Here is a 23,364-nt window from a genome sequence, read left to right as displayed (position 1 = left end):
CTCCAACCCTTCACATATCCGGATTCCAGGTCCAGAGCGGCCGCGCCACGCCCAGAATATCGAACCGCAGGACCGGTCCGAAGTAGCGCGAGTCGAACGAATTCGGGTGCGGCTGCATCAGGAAATACTCGCCCTCGACCAGCCTCACGCAGCCCTCCCAGGCAGGCAAAGGTCGCCCTTTCCGGTCCTTCTCGAGCACTTCGGCGACGACCTTTCCATTGATCGCAATGCTGCCGATCGGCTGCTTGACGCGGCAGATTTCATCCCCGCCGACGGCCTCGACCCGCTTCAGAAGAGGCACTGGCACAGGCAGGATGTCATACGCGACGATCAGGAGCTCGATTCCAGGAGTGGGCTTGAAGACGGCGAGTTCGCCGCGGGCCGGCAATCGCTGCTCTACGTAGTAGAAGCCGAGCGGCGCGCTCCCGGTGGCGTTGTAGATCAGAACCGGCAGCGCGGGCGCGGACGACATCAGAAGCGCGATGATGCCGGCGCACATCCCCGAAAGCGTGGTGGCCTGGCGCCAAAGCCTTGTGCGGTCAATCGGCATCAGAGGTCGACCTCCTCTTGCTCGCATCCGACCATTCGACGAGGTCTTCGATGTGATAGCGGACGTAGCGTCCGTGCTTGCGGTAGGCCGGTCCCCTGCCCTGGACCCGCATCTTCTCCAGCGTGTTCTTGGTGAGCCTGAGCCAAGCGGCCGCCTCCACTGTGTTGAGGAACGGCTTGTCCGGTTCCTTGTCGTCACTTTTCGTCATCCAACTTTTCCTCCTGCACCCATACAACCAAAAGGTGCAAGAAGAAGCGTCGTCAGATCGGAGGCGCTTTGTGGAGTGGCGAAGATGAGAGCGTCGCTTTCGCCATCCCGCGCAATCCAAGCTCGTCAAGCGGATGTGCCGGGAAGGACAGTTCGAAGGACAGGTCACCTGCAAGCTGCTATCCTAGCAGGTCGCGATAGCCGCCCTTCATCAGTTCGGTTCCCTTGGCAACGAGCCGTCGGGTACGGTCCTTCAGGAACTGGCTTGCCCCCTGCCATTCCTCGGCGACCCTCTGCTCGCCAAAGATGATGATCGCAATCTGGCGATAGGTCTTACCCTTCAGGCTTTCGTCGAGCGCGACCAGCGTATGACGAAGGCGTTCGTCGCTCGCAAACGGAGGGTTCGGGCGAGCTCTGCAATTGGGTTCGGTGAGGCGCTGCAATCGCTTCAGGAGCTCGGTTTGAGCAGAGAGGTCGGCGAGATCGTGCAGCTCAAAGACCGGCGTGAACGGTGCGGTCAGGACTCGGAGGCCGTGGATTTCGAGGGGGACATGAAGGCCCCTGCCCTTCATGAGGACCCGAGGAATGCCGTCGACGCCGATGACCGCCTGTCGATCGGCATTGAAGTCGGCAAGCCGGCGCACTGTTGCCTCGTCACTCCCTTTCGGCGGCTTGGCATTGAGCCGCACCATCTGCTTGAAGGCGCTGGCATGCCAAAACGCAATCGCCTTGTGCGCGCAGAGCCTTGGATCGGCGAAAGCATAGAGCCCCCACTTCTCCGCACGCGGAAACCTCCGCCTGAGCCGCAACAGCTTGGTCCCGTCGTGAAGCGTGATGCACGGCAAGTGCTGAGGAACTGAGCTTCGCCAGTCGGCGACATAGTCGGCGTTCCGCCGCAGGAATTCCCACGCCCAGTCGCCGCCATCATAGTCGGCCGGCGAGCGGCAAGCTACGCCATCGTGGTTTCGACCAGGGTTCGAATTCACCGAACAGTTCAAAAACACCTCAGCAAAGCCCCACTACAACTTTGGATCGTTTCGGCCAAATGAGGCAAGAGCACGGCCCCCGCGAGCAGCTCTCGCGGGGGCCGATTGGTGTCAGTCCGCCGGATTCCAGATCAAGGCGAACACGCTGTCGTCGTCCTGACCGGCGGCGCGGCCGAGATTGGCGTAGAGCTTACGGGGGCCGAACTCGGGCGCTGCCAGCGACAGGCTCACATAGTCCTTACCGCTGTTCTCGCCGCGACGGACCCAGCCTGCCCCGATCTCGACGCCCTGGGTGAAGACCCGGAAGTCGGGATGGGCCTCGGCACTCTTGTCGCGGTTCGGGATGATGTCGATATCGGCCCGGATGGAGACGGTCTTGAGCTGGCCCTTGTAGCTGCCGTTGTCGTTCTTGGTGACGTATCCGATGGCGGTCATGGTCTTGTCCTCATCTGTTGTTCGCGAGGAGCCGATCCCCTCGCGATGGCGAGACCGTCATGGGAAGCGAAACGCCTTCGAACCCGCATGCGGGGCGCAGCGCACGCGGAGCACCTGAGACGACAGCTTTTTTGAAAGCGAAGCGGCCGCGAGGAGCCGGACTTCCTTGTCCGGCGGGGAAAAAGGCTGGGGGCGAGGGTTTTGGCAGGCGGAGCGCTTCCCATAGGTCTCTTCGCCACGCGTGAGGAGATCGGCCCCTTCTGACAGCAGAACGAGGCACAACGCCCGGCCAATCGGGCCGGCACAAGGTGATGCGGCAGCTACAAAGGCAAACCGAGATGCGTCTTGCTCCCGGACCACATCGACCTCAGCTCGAGCCGCGACAAGAGGCGCCGAGAGCCATCCCGACTTCCGGGCCTTCAGCAAGGGGCGGGATCGGCGCGAGACCGGATCCGCTGCCGCAAGAAACGCGAAGGACTATGTGAGCCTGTCGCTGGCAGCGCCCGAGTTCGGCCCGCGCAAGCTCTACGCCAATCTCGGCCGCGCTACCGGCACGACGAGGCCTCGCATGTTTGCACTGTGGAAAGCCCGTGGACTGACGCCAGTCGGTCCCCGCGAAAGCTGCTCGCGGGGGCCGTGCGCTGCTTCATCCGCAGCCTCGTGGCCGCGAAGGATACGACTCAACAGCGCAATGCACGCGAGCCCAGGTGATGCGATGTCAATCTCAGGCATTCGATGTTACACTTGTTTTTGTGTATGCCGATTCCCGGCTGCATCTTTAGCTTTAAGGATTGACGGAGGGCTCATGGCCAAGAAAGCAAAGAAAGCGAAGAAGACCACCGCGAAAAAAGCCAAGAAGAAAAAGAAGTAGTCTTTCTCCTACCAGGCGCTTTCATTCTCGAAAGGCGCGCTGGCCCAACGCAGCATGGAGCTTGCGTGTAGCCGATCCCGTCGCCTTGTGAGAGTGGATCGTACCAACGGCAAAGCCGGATCGTGAGCGCGTGGTCGCGCCATACGGTCCGGCTTTTGATCTCTAGGTGTCGCTCCTATCCGGCCAGAGCCTTCCGGTCGGATCACGGGGATCAGTTGAACCCGCTCGTCAAGGTCGGCACGACCTTCGACAACAGCACGACGTTGGAAGCCAGCGCAGAAACGCAGACGACGACTTGCGCGAGGCAAATGCGGCTCAGCCTCACGGCTTGCGGTTCGGGATACGGCTTGAACGGGTTCGCCATCATCGGCTCCGTGATGCAGTGTACGCTGCTATAGGAGCCGAGCTATAGGATGAGTCGCCGCGCCCTCGATCGGCTAAATTTGACGCCACCCAGATTGACTCTGTCGCGACTCGGCAGGTGCGCAATCCGGGCGCGGCGGGGCTAGCCGCGTCCGAATCGTCGGGCCTAGGCTCAGGTAAACAAAACATTAACGCACTCTGTCGCGCGGGCGATTTCGAGCGTCTTGTTCGGGTCATAGAGACCGATCGGGAAGGTCATGTAGCGCGGCACGAAGCGTTCGGTGCGCTCTCTGCCATCGCCGTTCAGGCAGTCATGGATGATCTTCTTCTGCACCCTGCCCGGCTCCGACACATTGGCGTCGGCAACCGCCTTGCCCGCGATCTCGGACAACAATGTGTTGATCGCAACGCGATCCTTGAGGACATCGAGGAAGGCGTCGTCCAGCCTCCACCACCGCGCCACGTCCGGCTTGATCGCCATTCCCGCAGCCTCGGTCAGGATCGAGCCCGCCGCCAAGGTCTCGGCCATCACAAGGGCGATGATGCGCAGCACGACCTCGTCGGACAGCGCCAGCAGCCTGGCAAACAGGCTCGCCCCCGTGAACGCATCGCCGTTGCCGCGCGTGACCGTGCCGTAGTAGCTTTTCTCGAGCCGCAACAGTTCCAGGACGGCGTCCCGTTCGGCATCAAGAGCAGCCTGCGCCGGGCTTGCCGCAACGCTGTTGCTGGTCGCTTCCTTCTCAGCGCGCTGTGGGTCAGGCTTGACGCTCCAGAGCGGCGAACTCGCGATCATGTGGGCCGCCGCAAGGCGCAATGCGATCGCGGGGCGGGCCAACAGCTCGGCGCGGACGATGGCATGCCGGTGCAGGGCAAGATAGTTTTCGGCGGCCTTGGTGAGTTCGGATCGTGCGCTCGGCGGTGCGCCTTCCGGCTCCTCTCCCTTGGCATCCTTGCGCGTCTCCCCATAGGCCCGATAGCCTTGGTGGGCCTCCACCTCGCCATTGGTGCGGACCTCGATGAAAGCTTCGCCGCCGTCCTCCAACGGGACTTCATCATATTGCCACGACGGAAAGCGCGCTCCCTTGTCGAGTACGGTGACCTTCCAGCTCTTGGCCGCAAGGCCATCCCTCAAGCTTGCAATGGCGGCGTTCTGCAAGGCCCAGAACGCCTCGACATCGGCGAAGTAGCTGACGTCGCCAAAGAGGTCGGTGACGACGGCGCCTTTGTAGCCGTCGACTGGAAACAGCGCGGCGGCTGTTGCGATCTGCTCGGCTCCGAACAACCATTGCTTTAGGTGGTGTCCCCTTGGCGCGCCGTCGGCGTCGCTGTCCGGTTCACTTTCGGCCTGCAACGCAGCAACCCAGTCCTTTTGCTGGCTGCGCGTGGCGGTGGCGAGCAATTGCAGCTCTTCTGATTCGATATCGCCGTTCCGGTAGGCGTCCTTGATGGCGCTGTGCAGGCTTGCGAGCGCGAGCCGCTGTTTGATGTAGCGCTCGGTCTGCCCGAACGTTCTGGCGATATCAGGGACACTCCGCCCCTGCTTCAGAAGCTTGGAGAATGCCTCATATTCCTGCAGTTCGTCCATGGGAGCGCGGGCCACGTTCTCGATCAGGGAGGCTTCCACGGCGTCGGCATCGCCGCCTTCTGCCGCAATCGCGCAAGGCAGCATGACTTCATCAGTTGGCACGCCCTGCTCTTCAGCGACCTTGCTTGCCGCAAAGAAGCGGCGCCGTCCGGCAACGATCTCGAAGGCATTGCCGCGAGGCCGGACCAGCAAGGGCTGGAGCACGCCACGCGCCCGAACCGACGGCAGAATATCGGAAATGTCGGGGGCCTTGCGGCTATGCCGCACGTTGACGTTTGCGACCCTGAGGTCGCTCAAAGCGATGTTGCGCAGTTCCATATCTGTTTTCCTTAATCCTTGAGGAGAGGCTCATTTGGTTGCGGACGACCTCGTCGATGAGCCCGATGTCGAGAGGGCGTGTTCGGATTGGGTGAAGTTGAGGGCTGCGCCATGAGCCGGCTCCGACGCGGCACCGCGGGAGTGCCCGGCATCAACGATCGCCTGCCGGCTGTCGTGACCTCGAAGGCCCGCGGCGTGGTTGGCTCGGTCAGCTCCGTCACGGGGCGACCTCGGCTTCTGTCATGGCGTCGGTGGTCCCGCCGCCATCTGCGAACGCAAGCAGAAAGTCGGCGGCTTTCGAGGCTTTGCTGGCGGCGCGGAAGATGGCGCGGCTATCTTCCCGCAGCACGTTCAGCCATGAGCCTAGATAGTCGGCATGGCGGACGGTGGGCTTTATCGACAGCGCGGCGCAGACAAAGGCCGCCGTCAATTCCGCGACCAGCTCTTCATTGGCGTAGAGCTTTGAGCCAAATGCGCCTGATAGCTCTCGGTTCAGGCGGGACGAATGGCCGGTCCAGTGCCCAAGCTCGTGAAACAGCGTTCGGTAATAGTTGATCTGCTCGAAAAAGGCCGGCTGCGGCGGGATATGGACGGTATCGTCTGATGGCGAGTAGAAGGCCTTTGCGCCACCGATGCGGATATCGGCACGTGTTGCGGCAGCAAGCGCTTCCGCCTGCGGCACGATCTCGCGCTCGGGCAAGGCCGGCGCCGGAGCGAGGCAATGGTCAGGCAGACCGTCGCATTGGTCGACGTTGAAGACGGTATAGCGCCGCAGGAAAGGAATGGCCGCCCCATCGGAATCCGACTGGTCTTGATCGGTGCGACTTGCCTCGCCCTGCCCGCGCCTGGGAATGAAGCGGTCGGCGTAGCAGACGGTAATGCCGTGTTCGCCCTTGCGAACCGTTCCGCCGAGACTCGAGGCTTGACGAAAGGTGAGCCACCGCCCCGAAGTAAAGCTGCACTCGAACAGCCGTCCCCACAGGATCAGTACGTTGATCCCTGAATAGGCCTTGCTTGTGGCCGCATTCCTGGGCAGTGCGAAGGCCTGATTGCCGCCACCTGTTCCCCAAGGCCGGGCCCAGGGGAAGATGCCAACCTCCAGATCGGCAACGATGTGGGCCGTAATTTCTTCGTAGAGACTTGGTTTCGGTTTGGTCGCGTTTTGGTGGGTTGAACGCTTGGACATGACGATCTCCGCTCGCTCCTCTTCCGCGCCTGCCCCCGGAAAGGCGGGGTGGGCGGCGAAGAGCGACCGGAAAGCCCCGAACGTGAGAGGCGGACCGCACCGGAACGGCCGGAGCGACAGCGAAGGACCGCGCCACGCACACAATCGACACAGAGAAAGTTGAAGAGGCGCGGTTGCGGACCGCCGGTTCGGGGCTATGCGGGAGCGCCGCCCACCCCGCCGTCCGGGGGCTCATCAAATGCGCCGGCCGCCCGCGGCCGGCTTCCTAAAGCATCGCCTTCAGCGGCCTCGTCTGCAGATTCTCGAAAGCGTCGAACTCAATCATCGATGATGAAGCGTGGATATCGCAATGATCCTGAGAGGATCTGTTTGCGCCAGGGATCGAAGCCAAAGGCCGAGACCGCGAAGGCGGGCTCGTTTCACGAGAGCCCGGCCCGCAAGCGGGGCCGCTTGCGGGAGGCGCTTCATGACGAAAGAAGTTCTTGGACCCTACGGCCGACGGATTGATCACCCAGAGAAACAGCCCATTCGAGGAGGGCTTGCCGGATTGTGGTCGCGAGGATCCCGTAGTGAGCGAGCCGAGTGAGAACGATGGGACCATCGGCTTCATGCCGTGCCACCGACAAATCCGCGAGCAGCCGGATGTCATAGCCGTGCCTTGCACCTTCCAATGCAGCGATCATGACCTCTTCCTCAAGGAAAGCTCCGCCCAGAAAGATGACACCAGCTTCGGCTTCTGTGAGGCGTGCCGCGAGGCCCGGATCTCGCCACAAGGACAAGCCATCGATATCGAGATGTTCGATCGAAGCGGCAATCTGGTCGGGAAGACGGCGCCGCTGATACTCGCCAACCGCGATTTGGCGAATGCCGAAGATTTCCTGACAAGCGGGTAGCAACGCCAGACTTCGGCCGTGGCGGAGGATGGGCGCCTGAGCGCCCACCCCGCCGCCACGCGTCATGTTCACGAGAACGACGAAGCTGTGACGCGGATCGGCCAGCATGGTACAAGACTCTGCGCCGAAGGACGTGAGGAGAGATCAGGCGGCCTGGCGTTCCAAGTCGGTTGCGACCAGGACCGGTCCATCGACGCCCGCTTGCCGGTACATGGTCTCAAGCGCCTGATCTGAATCGTGAAGAAATCCCGCAAGCGCGATGGTTTGCCCAAGCGGCTGCGGCTCAGACAACCGCTCCAAGGGCCAACCGGCCCGCCTCAGAATGCGCTCCATGCGGGCATCGGTGACGGTCACGATGGATTGCGCTCCCCTCGCCCGCATCGCCTCAATCATCGCGGCAAACAGCACGAAGGTTGCGCGATTGAGTCCATTCCGGCCGGGTTCGACGGTGCGTTCGGTGTCGACGCAAAATCGAGAACTTTCCAGGATGCGCTCGTCTCTGGGCGCGGCTCTGTTGCCCAGCAGATTTGGAAAGGTATCAGTGAGCATTGTCGGGCCGGTGGTTGGCAGAAGCCTCACACAACCCAGAACCTCCCTCTGTTCTGAGAGCGCCAGAAGATAGGTCGGGCTTAAGGCATCGTAGATATCGATTTCCAGGTCTCCCGAGACCGACACGCTCCAGTCAAGCCGGTCCTTGAAGACACGCCGACGGAGGCGATACATCGATGTCAGAAAGTCAAGATGGAGACCAAATTGAGACGTGTGAAGCGCGATGGCGTGCATGCTGACCTCCTCGGGTTACCGGGAAGCCTTGAGATCAGAAAACGATCCTCTGATCGCCTGTCAGATTTTGCAGGGACCACCAACTCCGCAGGATCACGCTAGACTACCTTGGCTGGAGCAGTAAGCGCCATTCTCTCGCCATGCCAACGCAACGCATTTTCCTCTGTTTCGGGAGCCGAGGTGACCGAAATCGATCAGGCCAAAAGGCCGCGGCGCAAGGCGATTGCAACACATTGGGCAATCGACACCGCCCCGAGTTTCCGTCGCGCGTTCTCGAGATGAAACACAACAGTACGCGGTGCTATCCCGACAAGAACTGCGATGTCGGCGACCGTCTTTCCTCGCGCCGTCCACGCAAGGCACTGACGCTGGCGCTGGGTCAGTTCACTTCCGGTGTCGTGCTGCGTGGCGACAGCCGCATCAAGCCTGGCGGCGACATGGACATGGAAATATAAACCCGCTTGTTGGACGACATCCCTCCATTCGCCAGCGAGGCGATCTGTTTCGACCTCGCGATCGTTGGTCGCCAGCGTAAAGGCGGCCACCCGCCCAAAGCCGCCTCTGATCGGCACCGTGATCCCCGATCGAATGCCGAATGTCGTCGCCTCATCGAAGAACTGACGCTGCGCTCGATTTCCGATCGGCGCGCGCGCCGTTCCTCCCCAGCCGAAGAGGTCTCGTTCGACCCTGGCCCGAAGGACCACGGGATCAATCTGCTGATATCCAAGATGAAAATAACGGTTGGTCCAGGATTTCGGGTAGGACGAGATCAGCATGGGGGTGTCGCCCGTTAGGCTCAAATAGGCAAATCGCTGGAACCCCAACCGTTGCGCCAATCGTACGGCAACCCGTTCGAACGCTTCCGCGTCGCCGGCGGTCTGAATGGCATCAATGAATTCCTGGAATATGTTTTCAAGCGGATTCATTCTGTTCAGCGCTTTGCAAACCTCTACGAGATCGTGGACGCCCTAAGACGATCGAAAAGTCGAACTTGCGCGGCAGATCGACAGCATTTTTCTGCGCATATTGTCTTGAATTGCGCGATCTGTCCGTACGATGCCGCTCCGGAATTCGGGGATGTAAGATAGGCTGATCGGTACTCCCGAACTCAGCTGTCCCCTAGCTGAGGGCTTGACCAAAGGCGAGTTGCCCATTCGGGATGCCGCAACCAAGACTCGCCCTATCCTCCTGTGCGGTGCGAGCGCCTCCCGTCACCGCACAGGAGACTTTTTGCGCGCAGACACGCGGGCGGGTACCTACCGGGAACACACCAGCCGAGCTCTCATCGCCCAACCTCAAAAAGGATAGACGTTGAAGGGCACGAGCCCCGTTATCGGGCGAAATCGCGCAAGCTCCAAACGCCGCGCATGTTCGGCGCCGCCCTCGCGCGACAGGATATTCATTGCGAAGGCCAAGATGTGCCTGATGTCACGGTGCGACTGCCACTATGTTCTTCGGCGTGCCATTCCAGAACCCTTCGACATTGTCGACGAGTTGATCAGCGAGCGACTGAACGGCTTCGCGGCTGGCCCAGGCAACGTGCGGCGTCAGAATGAAATTTGGTAAATTGACCAATTGCATGAGCGGATGATCGGCCGACGGCGGCTCAACAACCGCCACGTCGAAGCCTGCACCGGCAATCTGGCCGGAGCGAAGCACCTGGCCGAGCGCAACCTCGTCGACCAGGCCGCCCCGTGCCGTATTGATCAGAAGGGGCTTGCGCTCCATCAACGCAAATTCTGCCGCTCCGATCATGTTGCGCGTCTGCGGCATCAAGGGCGCATGCAGCGTGATGACATCGCTCTGCCGCAACACGTCCTCGAACGGAGTGTATAGAGGACCCATGCCAGAAACGCCCTTGTAGGAAGAGAACAGCGTACGCATTCCGAAGGCTCGCCCGATGTCGGCCACCGCGCGGCCGAGCGCACCATCGCCGACGATCCCAAGCGTGGCGCCCGAGAGATCATTGATGGGATGGTCGAAATAGCAGAACTGTCCGGACTCGGCCCAGCGACCCGCGCGCACCGAATCGCGATAGGAGATCAGGCTGCGGCGCAGCGCGAGAATGAGCGCGAAAGTGTGCTCAGGCACGGTGTTGACTGCGTACCCGCGAATGTTGGATACGGCGATACCGCGATCTGCACAAGCCTTGACATCGACGACATCGGAGCCCGTCGCCGCAATCGCGATCAATCGCAATTTCGGTGCTGCCCCCAGTTCGGCGAGCCGTATGGGCACCTTGTTCGTGATGACGACGTCCGCGCTCGCAATTCTCTCGGCAACCTGATCCGATCTCGTTGCGCCGAATTCGAGCAATTCGTGCGGAAATGCGAAGGAACGAAGACGGATTTCGGCCGGCATCGTATCGCGGTCGAGAAAGACAATGCGTGCAGACTGGGCGAGCGTCATGGTTTTGTCTCCGAAGGGACTTCGCGGCGGCGCGGTCGAGTTAGAGAAGTGGCAATGCAGCCTTAACGATCGCATCGGCTGTAATGTTGAAATGTCTGTAAAGCGCGTCGGCCGGACCCGACGCGCCAAACCCGGACATGCCCACGAAGGCGCCGTCATGGCCGAGCCAACGCTCCCAACCGAATTTCACCGCGGCTTCAACGCCCACCCGGGCGGTGCCAGCCCCCAGGACAGAGGCGCGATAGTCCTCGTCCTGTCGTTCGAACAGTTCCCAGCACGGCATGGACACGACCGCCGTCGGAATGCCTCTCGCCTGCAAGCTCGCGCGCGCGTCCATGGCCACGGCCACCTCGGAGCCGGTGGCGAGCAGCGTGACCCGGCGAGCCCCCTCAGCCTCGGCAAGAACGTAGGCGCCGTGTCGCGAGCGGTTGTCGCGGCTTGCATCTGACCTCAACTGACGCAGCATCTGCCGGGCACACACGAGCGACACGGGCCCCATGGTATGCTCAAGCATGATGTCCCAGCACTCGGCCATCTCGGCGGCATCCGCCGGTCGAAGCACCAGCATGTTCGGTATTGCCCGCAGCGAAGCCAGAGCCTCGACCGGCTGATGGGTGGGACCATTCTTGCCGATTCCGATCGAGTCGTGGCTGAAGATGAATTTGACCGGCAACCCCATCAGCGCCGCCATCCGCATCGCTGGACGTTCGTAATCGGCAAACGCAAGGTAAGTCACGGCGAGCGGGATGACGCCACCATGGGCGGCCATGCCGTTGGCGAGGGCACCCATCGCGTGTTCACGCACACCGCAGTGGACATAGCGGCCACGGTTTTGGGCCGCCGTGAAGGCCTGCAGCTGACGCTTGTGATTGGTCGGCGCTTCGAGGTCTGCGCAGCAGGTCACGAGATCGGGAATGACGTCGTAGAGCGCACTTGCGACATCGCCCGATGTCTCGATTGAGGGCGTCGGCTTGCCCAGAGCGATCGAACGTGCCTTGTAGGTCGACGTGACATCGCGCCATCCTTCGGGGAGGTGTCCTGCGATCGCCCGTTCGAAATGTGCCCGATCGGCGCCGCCCAGCGCCGCAAGGCGGTGCTGCCAAGCGTCGTATTCGGCTTGGGAGCGCGTTCCCGCGTCAAGCCAGGCCGCGACCACATCATTTGGAATGGTGAAGGATGTCGCAGGCCAGCCCAGCGTAACCGCCATCTCGTAGCGATCAGTGTCAAACAATTTTCCGCTATGCCCGCCTCGCTGGCCTTCGAGCCGGCGAATACCTTTGGCGATCGTGGTGCGGCAGGCGATCAACGATGGACGATCATCCTTTCTCGCAGCAGCGAGCGCATCGCTCACTGCCTTGATATCGTGTCCGTCCACCTCGGCGACATGCCAGCCAGCAACGCGAAAGCGTTCCGCCACGTCCTCGGAGATGCTCAGAGAGGTCGCGCCGTCGTCGGTAATGTCGTTGTTGTCCCAGACAAAGACGAGGTGGCCGAGGCGCAGGTGGCCGGCAAGCGAAATGACTTCCTGCCCCACCCCCTCCTGCAAGCATCCATCGCCGACAAATGCGTATGTCATGTGGTCGACGATTCCTGCACCGAAACGTGCCCGCAACTGCGCCTCAGCAATGGCCATGCCAAGAGCATTGGCGATGCCCTGACCGAGTGGCCCCGTTGTCGTTTCGATGCCCGCGGCAGGATCGTATTCGGGGTGCCCCGCACAGTGTGAACCGAGCTCGCGGAAGGACTTCACTTGCGAAAGAGAGATCCTCTCATAGCCAGTCAGGTGCAAGAGTGCATAGAGAAGCATCGATCCGTGGCCGTTCGAAACCACAAAACGGTCGCGATCGGGCCAGAGCGGGTCCTTTGGGTTGAACTTCAGGTGGCACGTGAACAGCGCGGTGGCGATCTCAGCCATGCCGAGCGGGACGCCTTGATGGCCCTCGCCAGCCTTCAGAATCGCATCGACCGCAAGGAAGCGAATCGCCTGGGCTAGACGTTTACCCATCTCGCCTGCCGAACATGCGGAGGCGTAGGTCACGGAGGCATCAGCCGACATATGCAAAGCACCATCTTCGTGCGACGCGGATCCTTGCCGCGGCCGCGATTGTCAGACGCGCGTCCGGCGCATCACGGTAGGAAACCAGTGGAGATCCAGGGAACGAAGGCGACTACGAGCAGCCCGACAACCAGGGCAGCGAGATAGCTCCAGATCCTCTTCAGGCCAGCGTTCGGATCGACCCGACCGATCGAGCATGCTGCATAGTAACCGAGCCCAAAGGGTGGCGCGAAAAGGCCGATTCCCATGGCGAGAATGACGACCATCGCATAGTGCACCTCATGCACGCCGAGTTGCTTGGCGACCGGGAAGAGCAACGGGCCAAAGAGTACCATTGCAGGGATGCCTTCGAGCACGCTACCAAGTACGATGAACAGAACGATCGAGCCAATCAGGAAGCCATACTTGCCGCCGGGCGCATGCGCTAGAACCGCTGCAAGCGCATGCGAGAAGTTTGATTGCGTCAAAGCCCAGGACATGCAGGTCGCAGCGCCAATGATAAAGAGAATGGTCCCTGCAAGGGCCGCTGTCCCCACAAGCGCGGGATAGAGCTCGCGCCAATTGAACGAGCGATACACGAGAATGCCGATGACGATGGCATAGGCAATGCCGATCGTGGCGACTTCCGTCGCGGTAGCCACGCCTTCCATCACGGCAACGCGGATGATGATCGGCAGGATCAGGGCCGGCACGGCGATCAGGAACGTGCGGCCGATTTCGCGTATCGTGATCACGCCACGCTCAGCTCCCGAGCCCTCTGCCATACGACGACGCGCAATGATGGCAAGCGCCAGGGCAAGCACGACGCCAGGCAGGATTCCCCCGGTGAACAGCGCCGCGATCGAGACGCCGGTCACGGAGCCAATGATGATGAGTACGATTGACGGCGGGATCGTTTCTGCCATCGCGCCTGAGGCCGCGAGCAGCGATACCAGCTCCCCCTCGTGAATGCCGCGCTTCTTCATGTCCGGAAAGAGCACCGGAGCAACTGCCGCCATGTCCGCGGTCTTGGCGCCGGAAATGCCGGAGACAAGCAACATAGCGCCGAGCAGGACGTGGACAGGCCGCCTTCGACATGTCCAACCAGCGCCGCAAGAAAGTTGACCATGGCGGTCGACATGCGCGTCATGACAATCAGATAGCCGAGCAGGATGAACAAAGGCACGGCCAGCAGGATCAACGAACTGACGCCCTCGTCGATACGCCCGGGGATCACCTCCAGCGGCGTCGTCGTGGTCAACACGAGGTACGAGACTGTCGATAACCCGAAGCAAAACGCGATCGGAACGCCGGCAAGCACGCCGAGTCCAAGCAGAAACGCAAAGAAGATGACGAGATTCCAGTTGCCGATCTGCCTGATCCACGGGCCAAGCCCATAAAGCAAGCCGGCAAGCGCGGCGATGACGGCAATGGCAAGCACGAGGTCGCGCCAACCGCGGTCAGCACAGCGGAGCAAACTGGCGGCCAGCATGAGCAAGACGCCCACAGGCAACGCAGCTGCACGAACAACGTCGTTGAGGCCGAGCGCCGGAGTATGAACAAAGGTCTGATCCTCTGCGAAATTGTATGCCGGATGAAGAATCAGCAGCAGAAATAGTGCGGGCGCGGCCGAGCCCGCCGCCTCAAGCAGACCACGCAGCCAACCCGAGAACATCCCGACAACTGCGGTCATCCGCATGTGCTGGCCGCGCCTCTGCGCGATAGCCGCGCCGAGCATGGCAAGCCACAGGAACATGATCGAGGCGAGCTCGTCCGACCACGTCAGGGGATGGTTAAACACAAAGCGCGCAATGACTCCGGTAAGCAATACGAGAATTTCGGCCACGACCACAGCGGCCGCCACCGGCTCGGTAGCGAGCGCGAGCGCCCTATCGAACCGTGCGGCCAGGCTCGATACGGGCGCAGCCGACTCTCCCGACAGCGTCTCGGCGCTCATCCGAGTTTGCCCACTGCTTGTTCGAGCAAGGTCCACCCCTTATCGCCAAACTTTTGGCGCCAATCCTTGTAGAAGCTGGTCTTGGCCAGAGTCCCCCGGAAGGCGGCCTTGTCGACCTCGACGAACTGCAAGCCTTTGCCCGATAGTTCGTCGCGCAGCGATTTCGACAGTGCTGCAATATCAACACGCTCGGCGTCCGCCGCCTTGTTCAATTCGCGCGTGACGATTTCCTGAGCATCGGCCGGAAGGCGCTGGAAGGAGCGGCGGTTGCCGAGGATGAGGTAGGCGTCCCAGACGTGGCTCGTGAGGCTGCAATATTTCTGCACTTCATAGAGCTTCGCGGTCGCAATGATCGCCAGCGGATTCTCCTGCCCTTCGACGACCTTGGTCTGCAGGGCGGAATAGACCTCGTTGAAGTTGATCGGCGTCGGGCCGGCACCAAGGGCCTGGAACAGGCTGGTGAGGATAGGTGCCGCCGGGACGCGCATCTTGAAGCCCTTGAGATCGTCCGGCGTCTTGATCTCGCGGGTGGACGACGTGAGCTGGCGGAACCCGTTGTCCCAGGTTTTGCCAATCTGAAGGACGCCGACGTTCTCGATTTCGGCCTTGACGAACTTTCCGAGGTCGCCGTCCATCGCCTTCCAGACCTCGTCATAGGACGTGAAGGCGAAGCCCGTATTCACGATGCCGACGTTTGGAACGAGCGTTGCTAGAACCGAAGAGCCGATGTTCAGATAGTCAACCGCCCCATTCCGGATCTGACCCAGCAGATCGGTGTCGGAGCCGAGCTGGTTGGCCGGGAAGAGATTGATCTCGACACGCCCGCCGGTTGCTTCCTTGATGCGGTCGATTGCCTCACGCGCCCGCTTGTTGACGGGATGCGACGGGTCCTGGCCAGTTGCGAATTTGAGGGTGAATTCAGCCGCATCACCGCGTCGCGAGAGGATCGATACGAGCGGGATCGACGCACCGGTTGCCAGCACGGCGCGTCGGCTCAGGCCCGTTTTGGGTTGCTTGGTCATTTCATTCTCCCTGTATTTTTATTGGTGTCGTTTTTTAGTCGGCGGCCGTTTCACCGCCAACTTTTGACGGCAGCGCATATCGCCTCCGTCGAGATGCCATAGCGGCCATGCAGCGTCGGCAGTGCGCCTGCGGCGAGGAACTCGTCCGGCAGTCCGATCTGATGGAACGTGGGATAAACACGCGCCCGCATCAGGATCGCCGCCACCGCCTCACCCAATCCGCCGATCACGGTGTGGTTCTCGGCAACGACGACGAGTCGACCCGGCTTGCGGCAGGCTTCAACGATCGCTTCGGTGTCGAGCGGCTTGATGGTCGGCACATGCAGCACGGCCGCACTGACGCGGTCGGCTTCAAGCTGCTTGGCAGCCTCCAGCGCACGCATGGTCAGCAGTCCGGAGGAGATGAAGAGGACGTCCGCGCCGTCCCGCAGCAGCGTGGCCCTGCCGAGTTCGAACTTGTAGCCGTACTCGTCGAGAACCAGCGGCACCTGTCCACGCAACAGCCGCATGTAGACCGGACCTTGGTGAGCGGCGATCACCGGCACCGCCTGTTCGATCTCGAGGGCATCACAGGGGTCGATCACGGTCATGTTCGGCATTGCGCGGAATAGCGCGAGATCCTCGGCTGCCTGGTGACTCGGCCCGTAGCCGGACGTGAGGCCGGGCAGCGCGCAGGCGATCTTGACGTTGCGATCCTCCTCCGCGATCGTCTGGTGGATAAAGTCATAGGCACGGCGAGCCGCGAAAACGGCGTAGGTCGTGACGAACGGCGTGAACCCTTCGGCAGCGAGGCCCGACGCTGCTCCGAACAAGAGCTGCTCGGCCATGCCCATCTGGTAGTAGCGGTCCGGAAACTCTTTCGCGAACACGTGAAGGTCGGTGTACTTGCCGAGGTCGGCGGTCATTCCGACGATGTCGGGGCGGTGCCGCGCAACGCCGATGAGCGCATGACCGAACGGCGCCGACTTTGTCGGTTGCCCTTCGGCGGCAATCGACGCAATCATCGCCGACGTGGTAAGGCGCGGCTTTCCTGCGGCGGTCGTTGTGGTGTTCATGACCGGCTTCATGCGCGCCTCCGTGCATCCAGGGCTTCCAGCGCCAGCTTCCATTCGTGCGCGTCCACGCGCATGAAGTGGTTGCGCTCACGCGCCTCGAGAAATGGAACGCCCTTGCCCATCAGGGTATCCGCGATGATCATGCGCGGCCTTGCGCCGTCGTGGGTCATGGCCGCATCGAAGGCGGCTACCACCGCGTTGAGATCGTTGCCGTCGATACGCTGTACGAACCAACCGAATGCCCGCATCTTTTCCGCGAGCGGCTCGAATCCCATCATCTGTTTGGAGGGTCCATCGGCCTGCTGGTTGTTGACGTCGACGATGGCGATGAGATTGTCGAGCTTGTAGTGGGCCGCCGACATCATCGCCTCCCACTTGGAGCCTTCGTCGAGTTCCCCATCGGAGAACAGCGTATAGACGCGGCTGTCGGAGCCTTTGCGCTTCAGGCCCAGGCACATGCCGACGGCGATGCTCAAGCCGAGACCGAGCGAGCCGCCCGACATTTCCATGCCCGGCGTGTAACTCGCCATGCCGGACATCGGCAGTCGGCTGTCGTCGAAGCCGTAGGTCTCGAGCTCGGCTTCCGGGATGATCCCGGCTTCAATCAGTGCAGCATACAGCGCGATGGCGTAGTGGCCGTTCGAGAGCAGGAAACGGTCGCGCCCCTCCCAAGCCGGATCCTCGGGCCGGCAGCGCATGGCACGGAAATAGGCGACGGCCAGCACGTCGGCGATGTCGAGGGCCTGCGCGATATAACCTTGGCCCTGTACCTCGCCCATTCGAACCGCGTTGCGGCGGATACGGTACGCGCGTTCGGCGAGGTCGGGTTCGTTGGTGCGCAGCGCGGCATCGTTCATGAGTTCCCTCCCCTGTTAGTGGATGAGCATTCCGCCGTTGACGTCGATAACGGCGCCGGTCGTGTAGGCGGAGAGGTCCGAAGCCAGGAAGAGATAGATGTTGGCGACATCCTGGGGCACGCCGAGCCTGCCGAGCGGAATGCCTTCGAGAATCTCCTTGCGCTTTTCGTCGGAGATCTTGCCCGCGTTGATGTCGGTCTGGATCAGGCCAGGCGTCACGCAATTGACGCGAATGCCGTCGGGGCCGAGCTCTCGCGCCATCGCCTTGGCGAGGCCAAGCACACCGGCCTTGGCGGCCGAATAGTGCGCGCCTCCGAGGATGCCGCCGCCGCGCTGGGCCGAAACGGACGACATGCAGGCGATCGCACCAGACTTGCGGCCACGCATGTGCGGCATCACGGCCTGCGACAGGAAGAGCACGCCACGCAGGTTGACGTCCTGGATGCGCTCCCAATCCTCGAGCGAAATGTCCCAGACCTTGATCGGCTGGGTGATGCCGGCGTTATTGATCAGGATGTCGATCTGGCCGAAGGCCTTGAGTACGTCGGAGACAGCGCGCTCGCAGTCGGCCTTCTTGGCGACGTCGCAGGCAATTCCCACGTGATCCTTGCCGAGCTCGGCTGCGGCGTTCGCCGCGCTCGCGGCGTCGATATCAAGGATCGCGACGCGCGCACCGTTCTTTGCGAATGTCTGTGCGGTGGCAAAGCCGATGCCACGCAGGCCCGCGGCGCCAGAAATGATCGCAGTCTTGCCCGCCAAAAGCATATTCCCTCCGAGAAATCTTGTTTCGATTGGCGCGGAATATGGTTCGGGCGACAGGTTACGAAAATACATGAAATTTGCACTAATAGGTGAACTGTGTTCATCTATAACATGGCTATGCTCCCCCTCCGCGCGTTGCGAGTGTTCGAGGCGGCTGCGCGCACGGGATCGTTCCGCGCGGCCGCGAGCGAATTGGGACTGACGCCGAGTGCGGTCAGCCACGCCATCCGGGCCTTCGAAGACCAGATCGGAACGACGCTTTTTGACCGTGAAGGACGCAATGTCCGGCTAAGTCCGACGGGCGATGAGCTTTTGCGCCGCGTCTCGAGCGGATTCGACGAACTGCGACACGGCGTCGAGGTCGCAAGCGCGCGCTCGTCCAATCTGTTGCGGATCCACTGCGCGCCGAGCATGGCGGCGCAATGGCTGATGCCGCGCCTGCGAAGATTGATTAGGGCTCATCCCGAACTCGAGGTGCGACTGGCGGCCGGCGTCGACTATCCGCATTTTCGCAACGACGAGTTCGATGTCGACATTTGTTACGGACCGCCGCGGCAGGAGGGATTGTCCGTGCTACCGCTCGGCGAGGAAACCATACGCCCGATGTGCGCACCTTCTCTCGCGGGCAATATCCGTGAACCGGCCGACCTGCTGCAACTGACGCTCATCGAAAGCGAGCAGAAACGCGTTCGCTGGAACGCCTGGTTCGCCGCCAACGGCCTTTCAGCGCCGAGTCCCGGCGGATTTCGGTTTGACCGGAGCTTCATGGCGATCGCCGCGGCGACCGACGGTCTTGGCGTGACCCTGGAATCGACCCGGCTCGCCGAAAGCGAACTCGCGAGCGGCCAACTGGTCGCGCCACTCGCCGGGCACGCTCGGGACGTGACGTATGTCGGCCACTACCTCGTGTGTCCCCCGCAGGCCAAGCACCGCCGGTCGGTCCGCATCTTTACCGACTGGATCGCAGCTGAACTGAAGCTGGCTACATAGGCTGTCGAGCCGCAACAGCTCGGATCGCCCCGCGATGCCCGAAACGTTGTCGCGAAGACGCCGAGGTATCCGAGATCGGTCGGCTCATCCCCGTTTGATGCCGTTTCGGCGGCCGATCTCTCGGATGATCGCGCTATGGTCGAGGTCGCCATCGCCATTCGCGACCATGTCCGAAAACAATGCGTCAACGAGGCGAAGCACAGGCAGCTCGAGGCCAAGCCTGCGCGCGTAGGAAAGCGCCGTGCCCGTGTCCTTCACCTGATACTTCGCCGGCCCTCCAGGAGCAAAACTGCAGTTGATCATGCGCAGCGCGTGTTGGCGAAGGATGGTCGAATCCGCAAAGCCTCCGAGCAAGGCCTCGCGTACCTTGGCAGAGTCCGCGCCACCGCGTTCGGCGAACAGCATCGCCTCCGCAACGGTGGCAATGGTGCTCGCCACAATCATCTGATTGACGAGCTTGGCGAGTTGGCCGGTGCCAACCGGACCCACATGGGTCGGCCGGCCCATGACCTCCAGAAGCGGGAGCACGCGCTTAAAGGCATGAGCGCTGCCGCCTGCCATGATGGAAAGGGTGGCGTCCCGTGCGCCCTTTTCGCCGCCGGAGACGGGCGCATCGAGATAGAGCACGCTCTGTGCGGCGGCCGCCTCGGCTTGGGAACGTGCCGTTTCCACCGGGATAGAGCTCATGACGACAAGGGCCGCCCCCGCTGCCATGCTCGCAAGCGCGCCTTCCGGACCGAGCAAAATCTCGTCGCAGACCGGTCCGCTGGAGAGCATCACTACCACGGCGTCCGCGCCCTGCGCCGCCGCCGCGGGCGCCTCAACCCGCTCGACGCCGGGGAGAGCCTCCACCTTTTGCGGCGTGCGATTCCAGGCGAGAACGCGATGCCCGGCCATTGCAAGATGGCCTGCCATCGGTGCCCCCATAATGCCGGTACCGAGAAAGCCGATCGTCAACCCCGCCATGATACGCCTTATCCGCCGGATCAGGGATGATGCCGGCGCGCGAAGCGGACCTCGCGCTCGGCCACGATCAACGCCGGGAATCCTGCCCGAAACTGAGCCAGGTGCGGCGTCCGAAGATGGACGTCGAACGCCGCCTGATCTTCGTAGACCTCGTAGAACAGAACGGTCACGGCGTCTCCTTCCGGCACCACCACATCGAACTGGCGGCACCCTGGCTCATCGGTGAGGGAATGATGTGCATCGTCCTGTGCAAGCGCCAGGAAAGCGTCGAGCTTGTCAGGCTTGACCTCGAATTCGGCGATCACCACAAACGCATCCGCCTTCACGGGCCGCCTCCCCCGCGCCGTTGGGACAGGCCCACTCACGCCGCCTTTGCCGTGGCCCGACGTGTCGCAGCCTCCATCTCTCGCCGAAGCGCCACGACATCAAGGTCGCGTTCGATTTCGACGTCATCAAACGTCAGCATGGCATCGCGCGCCACCGGACGCTTCAGGCGCACATTGTGCGCAAGGCCGATGGGGAGGCCGCCATGCGCGAGGCTCTTCGACGCCGGTATGGCGTTCGCCCATACGGTGAAACCGCCCTCTCCGTCCAACATCTCGCCTGGCTTAAGGTCGCGCTTGGCGGTAGCAACTGCATCGCCACGGAACTCCTTCGAAGAACCGGTGGCCTCGCCGCGCAACACCGCCGAGAGCACGCTAACGCTGGTCTCAAGACCGATCATGTGGAACGGGCGCCACATCGAGCCATACCAGCCGGAGGGATCGGTCAGCAGTCCGTACTGCTTGAAACAGGCTCGGGTATATTCGTTGTTGGCCTTGAAGGTGACGAACACGCCGTAACGGATATTGTTGAAGACCTCGCGCCCGTCCAGCTCCTGGCTCGCGGCAATGTCCACCAGACCGCTGCGGGCAAGCCGCCCCCCGTCCGCTACCGGGCGGAACACACGCGCAAGGTCGTGCAGCCCGGTCGGCGGAAAGGCCAAGCCGTCATCGGGACAGTCGAGACCCGTCCCATTCGCCACCGCCGCCATCTCGATGGCGGCCTTGGTGCCATCAGTGAACGAATTGTACATCTTCGGATTGAAGTCGCCCTTTGCCACCTCTTCCTCGGTCCAGCCGAAGAAGCCCCAGACCGTGTCGGGGGTCGAATAGCGATAGCGCGGTTCGAAGTTCATGCCTTTGCCGGCCGAGGTCAATTCGAACCCGCACGAGCGCACCCAGTCGACGAGCTCACAGATGATCGCCGGCTGATCGCCATAGGCCATGGAATAGACGAGCCCCTTGCGCGACGCGCGCTCCGCCAGCAGCGGACCGCACAGGACGTCGGCTTCCACATTGACCATCACGACGTGCTTGCCTCCCTCGATGGCCGCGAGCGCGTGGCGGATGCCAGCGATCGGATGGCCTGTCGCCTCGATGATGCATTCGATCTCGGGACACTGCGCGAGCGCTCCGGCATCGTCGGTGACGCAGGTGGTGCCGGCCTTGACGGCCTCACCAAGGCTCGCCGCGCCAAATCGCTCGGTGGGCCATCCGACCCGCGCAAGCGACGCACGGGCCTTGCCGACGTCGAGGTCGGCGACACCCACGACGTGAAGGCCGGCAACGCGCTGGGCCTGGGCGAGCACCATGGAGCCGAATTTGCCGGCACCGATCAGGCCAACGCGTACCGGGCGGCCGGCGGCAACGCGCGCCGCGAGCAGGGTCGAGAGATTCATTTGCTGTCCTTCCGTTGTCGATCGCCAAGGCAGAGCCAACCAGGAAGTTGGCAAGCCCGTTCGCGGAAGACCGGAGCGGCCGAAAGAGAAAGCTGCCGATCCGCGCAGCCAACCGGACCCCCGCCCAAGGCATGAGGGCAACCCGAACATGGCCAGATCTCGCCGGGCAGTTAGCGCCGCCGGCTGCCGCTTCCTCCGTGGCGAGCCGCTGGTCGACCGCCGCATTTTGCTGGAGGACCGGGGATGACCCCGGAACTCCATGACGCGGTGGAGACTAGGAACGGCGTCAGCTTAGGACAATCGAGATTTCCGAGCCGATTTGTTAGTTCTGCTAAAAGATCTGCGCAGGGCGCGGTCTGCTGTCGCGCTCCACGCATCGCGCTCCGCTCTCAACCAGTCGAGGAAAAGGCGCACCTTTCGCTGACGCAGATGGTCGCGCGGACATACGATCCATTGCGTGGTGAGCGTGATTGCCGGTGGATGGCGCACCGGACAAGTGAGCATGCCGGCTTCCAGCTCGCGCCACATCATCAGGGTCGATTCAAGCGCGATTCCCATCCCGCTGGCGGCCGCATCGATCGCCATGTGGGTGCGGTCGAACAGCACACGACGCCACCGCCCGGCAGGCGTGACGCCGGCGCTTGCGAACCAGTTGGTCCACTGCATCTGCGACTTCACGGAATGGATCAAGCGGTGATCGGTCAAGTCGGCGGCCTCGAGGCTCGACGGCGCGCGATACGATGGCGCGCAGACCGGCAGGAACCCTTCTTCCGCGAATCCCTCCACGAACAGGCCCGGCCACCGCCCGTCGCCATGCCGGATCTCCACGTCCACTCCCTCGCGGGAGAAGTCTGTCGGCTCGTTGGTGCCGTCGACGCGAATCTCAAGATCCGGATGGGCGTCGAGGAAGCCGCCAAGACGCGGAAGAAGCCACTTGCTGGACAGGCTGGGCGTTGCACGCACCACCAGCCTCGTCACCGACCGGAAGCCGCGAATGCTCTCTGTCGCCTCACGAATGCGCTCGACCTCGTCGCTGATCATGGAAAAATAGCGTTCGCCCGCTTCGGTAAGCACGACCCGCCGGCCGACCTTGGTCATCAGCGAAGTGCCGAGATGAACTTCGAGAAGCTGGATCTGCTGGCTGACGGCAGACGGGGTGACGCTCAGTTCCTCCGCCGCGCGCGAAATGCTGCCCACGCGGGCCGCTGCGTGGAAAACACTGATTGCCCGCATGGGAAGATGCATGATTGAACCTTTTAGCTCAGCTAAATGATCTCGAAATTAAACTGTATTGTGCTTCACGGACAGACTTCCTACCGTCATTTTCCGAAATAAGGACGGTGGATCACACCGCGACCCGAGCCGGCACGGCCCGAAACAGGAAACGCCACCGCTTCTGCACATAGCGGGCCCG

The 23,364-nt window shown here is 62.4% G+C and carries 22 protein-coding genes and 2 pseudogenes; 2 read left to right on the top strand and 22 right to left on the bottom strand.

Translation table 11 applies throughout. The annotated features are described in order from the left end of the window. Window positions 1-10 precede the first annotated feature (10 nt). The 5 genes and pseudogenes from ACLFLU_RS17685 to ACLFLU_RS17665 all read right to left on the bottom strand — a co-directional run bounded on the left by ACLFLU_RS17685 (window position 11) and on the right by ACLFLU_RS17665 (window position 2,178). Window positions 11-550 (bottom strand): S26 family signal peptidase, encoded by a 540-nt coding sequence (locus ACLFLU_RS17685; protein ID WP_426413433.1) that lies wholly within the window; start codon window positions 548-550, stop codon window positions 11-13. Further along, window positions 540-758: a helix-turn-helix domain-containing protein gene (locus tag ACLFLU_RS17680; protein ID WP_426413432.1), complete on the bottom strand. Its 219-nt coding sequence runs from the start codon at window positions 756-758 to the stop codon at window positions 540-542. Before ACLFLU_RS17680 ends, ACLFLU_RS17685 begins: the two co-directional genes overlap by 11 nt. A 178-nt stretch (window positions 759-936) precedes the next feature. Beyond that, window positions 937-1,449: a DUF2285 domain-containing protein gene (locus tag ACLFLU_RS17675; protein WP_426414018.1), complete on the bottom strand. Its 513-nt coding sequence runs from the start codon at window positions 1,447-1,449 to the stop codon at window positions 937-939. Window positions 1,450-1,581: 132 nt separating this feature from the next. Beyond that, window positions 1,582-1,743, bottom strand: a pseudogene (locus ACLFLU_RS17670) (transcriptional regulator domain-containing protein); the annotation flags it as partial. A 111-nt stretch (window positions 1,744-1,854) separates the two neighbouring features. Then, a complete protein-coding gene (locus ACLFLU_RS17665; RefSeq protein ID WP_426413431.1) occupies window positions 1,855-2,178 on the bottom strand; it encodes a DUF736 domain-containing protein in 324 nt (107 codons plus the stop codon). A 241-nt stretch (window positions 2,179-2,419) separates the two neighbouring features. Here ACLFLU_RS17665 and ACLFLU_RS17660 point away from each other — a divergent pair, with 241 nt between their 5' ends. Further along, window positions 2,420-3,049, top strand: a complete 630-nt coding sequence (locus tag ACLFLU_RS17660; RefSeq protein WP_426413430.1) for a DUF736 family protein — start codon at window positions 2,420-2,422, stop codon at window positions 3,047-3,049. A gap of 211 nt (window positions 3,050-3,260) precedes the next feature. On the opposite strand, the gene ACLFLU_RS17655 is transcribed toward ACLFLU_RS17660, so the two are convergent. The 13 genes and pseudogenes from ACLFLU_RS17655 to ACLFLU_RS17595 all read right to left on the bottom strand — a co-directional run bounded on the left by ACLFLU_RS17655 (window position 3,261) and on the right by ACLFLU_RS17595 (window position 18,277). After that, window positions 3,261-3,413 (bottom strand): hypothetical protein, encoded by a 153-nt coding sequence (locus ACLFLU_RS17655; RefSeq protein ID WP_426413429.1) that lies wholly within the window; start codon window positions 3,411-3,413, stop codon window positions 3,261-3,263. Window positions 3,414-3,584: 171 nt separating this feature from the next. Then, window positions 3,585-5,315 carry a ParB/RepB/Spo0J family partition protein gene (locus ACLFLU_RS17650; RefSeq protein ID WP_426413428.1) on the bottom strand — a complete coding sequence of 577 codons (1,731 nt, stop codon included), beginning with the start codon at window positions 5,313-5,315 and terminating at the stop codon, window positions 3,585-3,587. Window positions 5,316-5,532: 217 nt separating this feature from the next. Then, window positions 5,533-6,501, bottom strand: coding sequence for an ArdC family protein (locus ACLFLU_RS17645; protein ID WP_426414017.1), 969 nt, complete (start codon window positions 6,499-6,501; stop codon window positions 5,533-5,535). 464 nt (window positions 6,502-6,965) lie between these two features. Beyond that, on the bottom strand, window positions 6,966-7,502 hold the full coding sequence (locus ACLFLU_RS17640) for a hypothetical protein (RefSeq protein WP_426413427.1): 537 nt from the start codon (window positions 7,500-7,502) through the stop codon (window positions 6,966-6,968). 36 nt (window positions 7,503-7,538) lie between these two features. Further along, complete coding sequence (locus ACLFLU_RS17635) at window positions 7,539-8,177, bottom strand: acyl-homoserine-lactone synthase (RefSeq protein WP_426413426.1); 639 nt, start codon at window positions 8,175-8,177, stop codon at window positions 7,539-7,541. Between the two features lie 194 nt (window positions 8,178-8,371). After that, window positions 8,372-9,103, bottom strand: coding sequence for an autoinducer binding domain-containing protein (locus ACLFLU_RS17630; RefSeq protein ID WP_426413425.1), 732 nt, complete (start codon window positions 9,101-9,103; stop codon window positions 8,372-8,374). 502 nt (window positions 9,104-9,605) lie between these two features. Then, the gene (locus ACLFLU_RS17625) at window positions 9,606-10,586 is read right to left on the bottom strand and encodes a D-2-hydroxyacid dehydrogenase (RefSeq protein WP_426414016.1); all 981 of its coding nucleotides are present in this window, start codon (window positions 10,584-10,586) and stop codon (window positions 9,606-9,608) included. Window positions 10,587-10,626: 40 nt separating this feature from the next. Then, window positions 10,627-12,642 carry a transketolase gene (gene tkt, locus ACLFLU_RS17620; protein ID WP_426413424.1) on the bottom strand — a complete coding sequence of 672 codons (2,016 nt, stop codon included), beginning with the start codon at window positions 12,640-12,642 and terminating at the stop codon, window positions 10,627-10,629. Window positions 12,643-12,713: 71 nt separating this feature from the next. Next, window positions 12,714-14,578, bottom strand: a pseudogene (locus ACLFLU_RS17615) (TRAP transporter large permease subunit). Beyond that, the gene (locus ACLFLU_RS17610) at window positions 14,575-15,600 is read right to left on the bottom strand and encodes a TRAP transporter substrate-binding protein (protein ID WP_426413423.1); all 1,026 of its coding nucleotides are present in this window, start codon (window positions 15,598-15,600) and stop codon (window positions 14,575-14,577) included. Before ACLFLU_RS17610 ends, ACLFLU_RS17615 begins: the two are co-directional and overlap by 4 nt. Window positions 15,601-15,650: 50 nt before the next feature. Then, window positions 15,651-16,667 carry a transketolase family protein gene (locus ACLFLU_RS17605; RefSeq protein ID WP_426413422.1) on the bottom strand — a complete coding sequence of 339 codons (1,017 nt, stop codon included), beginning with the start codon at window positions 16,665-16,667 and terminating at the stop codon, window positions 15,651-15,653. Then, window positions 16,664-17,512 carry a transketolase gene (locus ACLFLU_RS17600; protein ID WP_426413421.1) on the bottom strand — a complete coding sequence of 283 codons (849 nt, stop codon included), beginning with the start codon at window positions 17,510-17,512 and terminating at the stop codon, window positions 16,664-16,666. The genes ACLFLU_RS17605 and ACLFLU_RS17600 overlap by 4 nt, the downstream gene beginning before the upstream one ends. A 15-nt stretch (window positions 17,513-17,527) precedes the next feature. Beyond that, on the bottom strand, window positions 17,528-18,277 hold the full coding sequence (locus ACLFLU_RS17595; RefSeq protein WP_426413420.1) for an SDR family NAD(P)-dependent oxidoreductase: 750 nt from the start codon (window positions 18,275-18,277) through the stop codon (window positions 17,528-17,530). A gap of 108 nt (window positions 18,278-18,385) precedes the next feature. Here ACLFLU_RS17595 and ACLFLU_RS17590 point away from each other — a divergent pair, with 108 nt between their 5' ends. Continuing rightward, a complete protein-coding gene (locus ACLFLU_RS17590) occupies window positions 18,386-19,264 on the top strand; it encodes a LysR substrate-binding domain-containing protein (protein WP_426414015.1) in 879 nt (292 codons plus the stop codon). Between the two features lie 84 nt (window positions 19,265-19,348). On the opposite strand, the gene ACLFLU_RS17585 is transcribed toward ACLFLU_RS17590, so the two are convergent. The 4 genes from ACLFLU_RS17585 to ACLFLU_RS17570 all read right to left on the bottom strand — a co-directional run bounded on the left by ACLFLU_RS17585 (window position 19,349) and on the right by ACLFLU_RS17570 (window position 23,195). Then, complete coding sequence (locus ACLFLU_RS17585; protein ID WP_426413419.1) at window positions 19,349-20,230, bottom strand: NAD(P)-dependent oxidoreductase; 882 nt, start codon at window positions 20,228-20,230, stop codon at window positions 19,349-19,351. Between the two features lie 20 nt (window positions 20,231-20,250). Then, on the bottom strand, window positions 20,251-20,556 hold the full coding sequence (locus ACLFLU_RS17580) for a putative quinol monooxygenase (RefSeq protein ID WP_426413418.1): 306 nt from the start codon (window positions 20,554-20,556) through the stop codon (window positions 20,251-20,253). 35 nt (window positions 20,557-20,591) lie between these two features. Then, the gene (locus ACLFLU_RS17575) at window positions 20,592-21,950 is read right to left on the bottom strand and encodes an NAD(P)H-dependent oxidoreductase (protein WP_426413417.1); all 1,359 of its coding nucleotides are present in this window, start codon (window positions 21,948-21,950) and stop codon (window positions 20,592-20,594) included. A gap of 291 nt (window positions 21,951-22,241) precedes the next feature. Further along, on the bottom strand, window positions 22,242-23,195 hold the full coding sequence (locus ACLFLU_RS17570) for a LysR substrate-binding domain-containing protein (RefSeq protein ID WP_426413416.1): 954 nt from the start codon (window positions 23,193-23,195) through the stop codon (window positions 22,242-22,244). Window positions 23,196-23,364 lie beyond the last annotated feature (169 nt).

Origin of the sequence: Bradyrhizobium ganzhouense (assembly GCF_049949285.1) — a bacterium.
Lineage (GTDB): Bacteria > Pseudomonadota > Alphaproteobacteria > Rhizobiales > Xanthobacteraceae > Bradyrhizobium > Bradyrhizobium ganzhouense.
Note: the sequence above shows the minus strand (reverse complement) of the source record. Positions and strands in the feature narration are given on the sequence as shown.

Bases quoted from the DNA above. Each gene is read 5' to 3' on its own strand.
- ACLFLU_RS17685 (WP_426413433.1), bottom strand. From the start codon at position 550: ATGCCGATTGACCGCACAAGGCTTTGGCGCCAGGCCACCACGCTTTCG.
- ACLFLU_RS17680 (WP_426413432.1), bottom strand. From the start codon at position 758: ATGACGAAAAGTGACGACAAGGAACCGGACAAGCCGTTCCTCAACACA.
- ACLFLU_RS17675 (WP_426414018.1), bottom strand. From the start codon at position 1,449: ATGGTGCGGCTCAATGCCAAGCCGCCGAAAGGGAGTGACGAGGCAACA.
- ACLFLU_RS17665 (WP_426413431.1), bottom strand. From the start codon at position 2,178: ATGACCGCCATCGGATACGTCACCAAGAACGACAACGGCAGCTACAAG.
- ACLFLU_RS17655 (WP_426413429.1), bottom strand. From the start codon at position 3,413: ATGGCGAACCCGTTCAAGCCGTATCCCGAACCGCAAGCCGTGAGGCTG.
- ACLFLU_RS17650 (WP_426413428.1), bottom strand. From the start codon at position 5,315: ATGGAACTGCGCAACATCGCTTTGAGCGACCTCAGGGTCGCAAACGTC.
- ACLFLU_RS17645 (WP_426414017.1), bottom strand. From the start codon at position 6,501: ATGTCCAAGCGTTCAACCCACCAAAACGCGACCAAACCGAAACCAAGT.
- ACLFLU_RS17640 (WP_426413427.1), bottom strand. From the start codon at position 7,502: ATGCTGGCCGATCCGCGTCACAGCTTCGTCGTTCTCGTGAACATGACG.
- ACLFLU_RS17635 (WP_426413426.1), bottom strand. From the start codon at position 8,177: ATGCACGCCATCGCGCTTCACACGTCTCAATTTGGTCTCCATCTTGAC.
- ACLFLU_RS17630 (WP_426413425.1), bottom strand. From the start codon at position 9,103: ATGAATCCGCTTGAAAACATATTCCAGGAATTCATTGATGCCATTCAG.
- ACLFLU_RS17625 (WP_426414016.1), bottom strand. From the start codon at position 10,586: ATGACGCTCGCCCAGTCTGCACGCATTGTCTTTCTCGACCGCGATACG.
- tkt (WP_426413424.1), bottom strand. From the start codon at position 12,642: ATGTCGGCTGATGCCTCCGTGACCTACGCCTCCGCATGTTCGGCAGGC.
- ACLFLU_RS17610 (WP_426413423.1), bottom strand. From the start codon at position 15,600: ATGACCAAGCAACCCAAAACGGGCCTGAGCCGACGCGCCGTGCTGGCA.
- ACLFLU_RS17605 (WP_426413422.1), bottom strand. From the start codon at position 16,667: ATGAAGCCGGTCATGAACACCACAACGACCGCCGCAGGAAAGCCGCGC.
- ACLFLU_RS17600 (WP_426413421.1), bottom strand. From the start codon at position 17,512: ATGAACGATGCCGCGCTGCGCACCAACGAACCCGACCTCGCCGAACGC.
- ACLFLU_RS17595 (WP_426413420.1), bottom strand. From the start codon at position 18,277: ATGCTTTTGGCGGGCAAGACTGCGATCATTTCTGGCGCCGCGGGCCTG.
- ACLFLU_RS17590 (WP_426414015.1), top strand. From the start codon at position 18,386: ATGGCTATGCTCCCCCTCCGCGCGTTGCGAGTGTTCGAGGCGGCTGCG.
- ACLFLU_RS17585 (WP_426413419.1), bottom strand. From the start codon at position 20,230: ATGGCGGGGTTGACGATCGGCTTTCTCGGTACCGGCATTATGGGGGCA.
- ACLFLU_RS17575 (WP_426413417.1), bottom strand. From the start codon at position 21,950: ATGAATCTCTCGACCCTGCTCGCGGCGCGCGTTGCCGCCGGCCGCCCG.
- ACLFLU_RS17570 (WP_426413416.1), bottom strand. From the start codon at position 23,195: ATGCATCTTCCCATGCGGGCAATCAGTGTTTTCCACGCAGCGGCCCGC.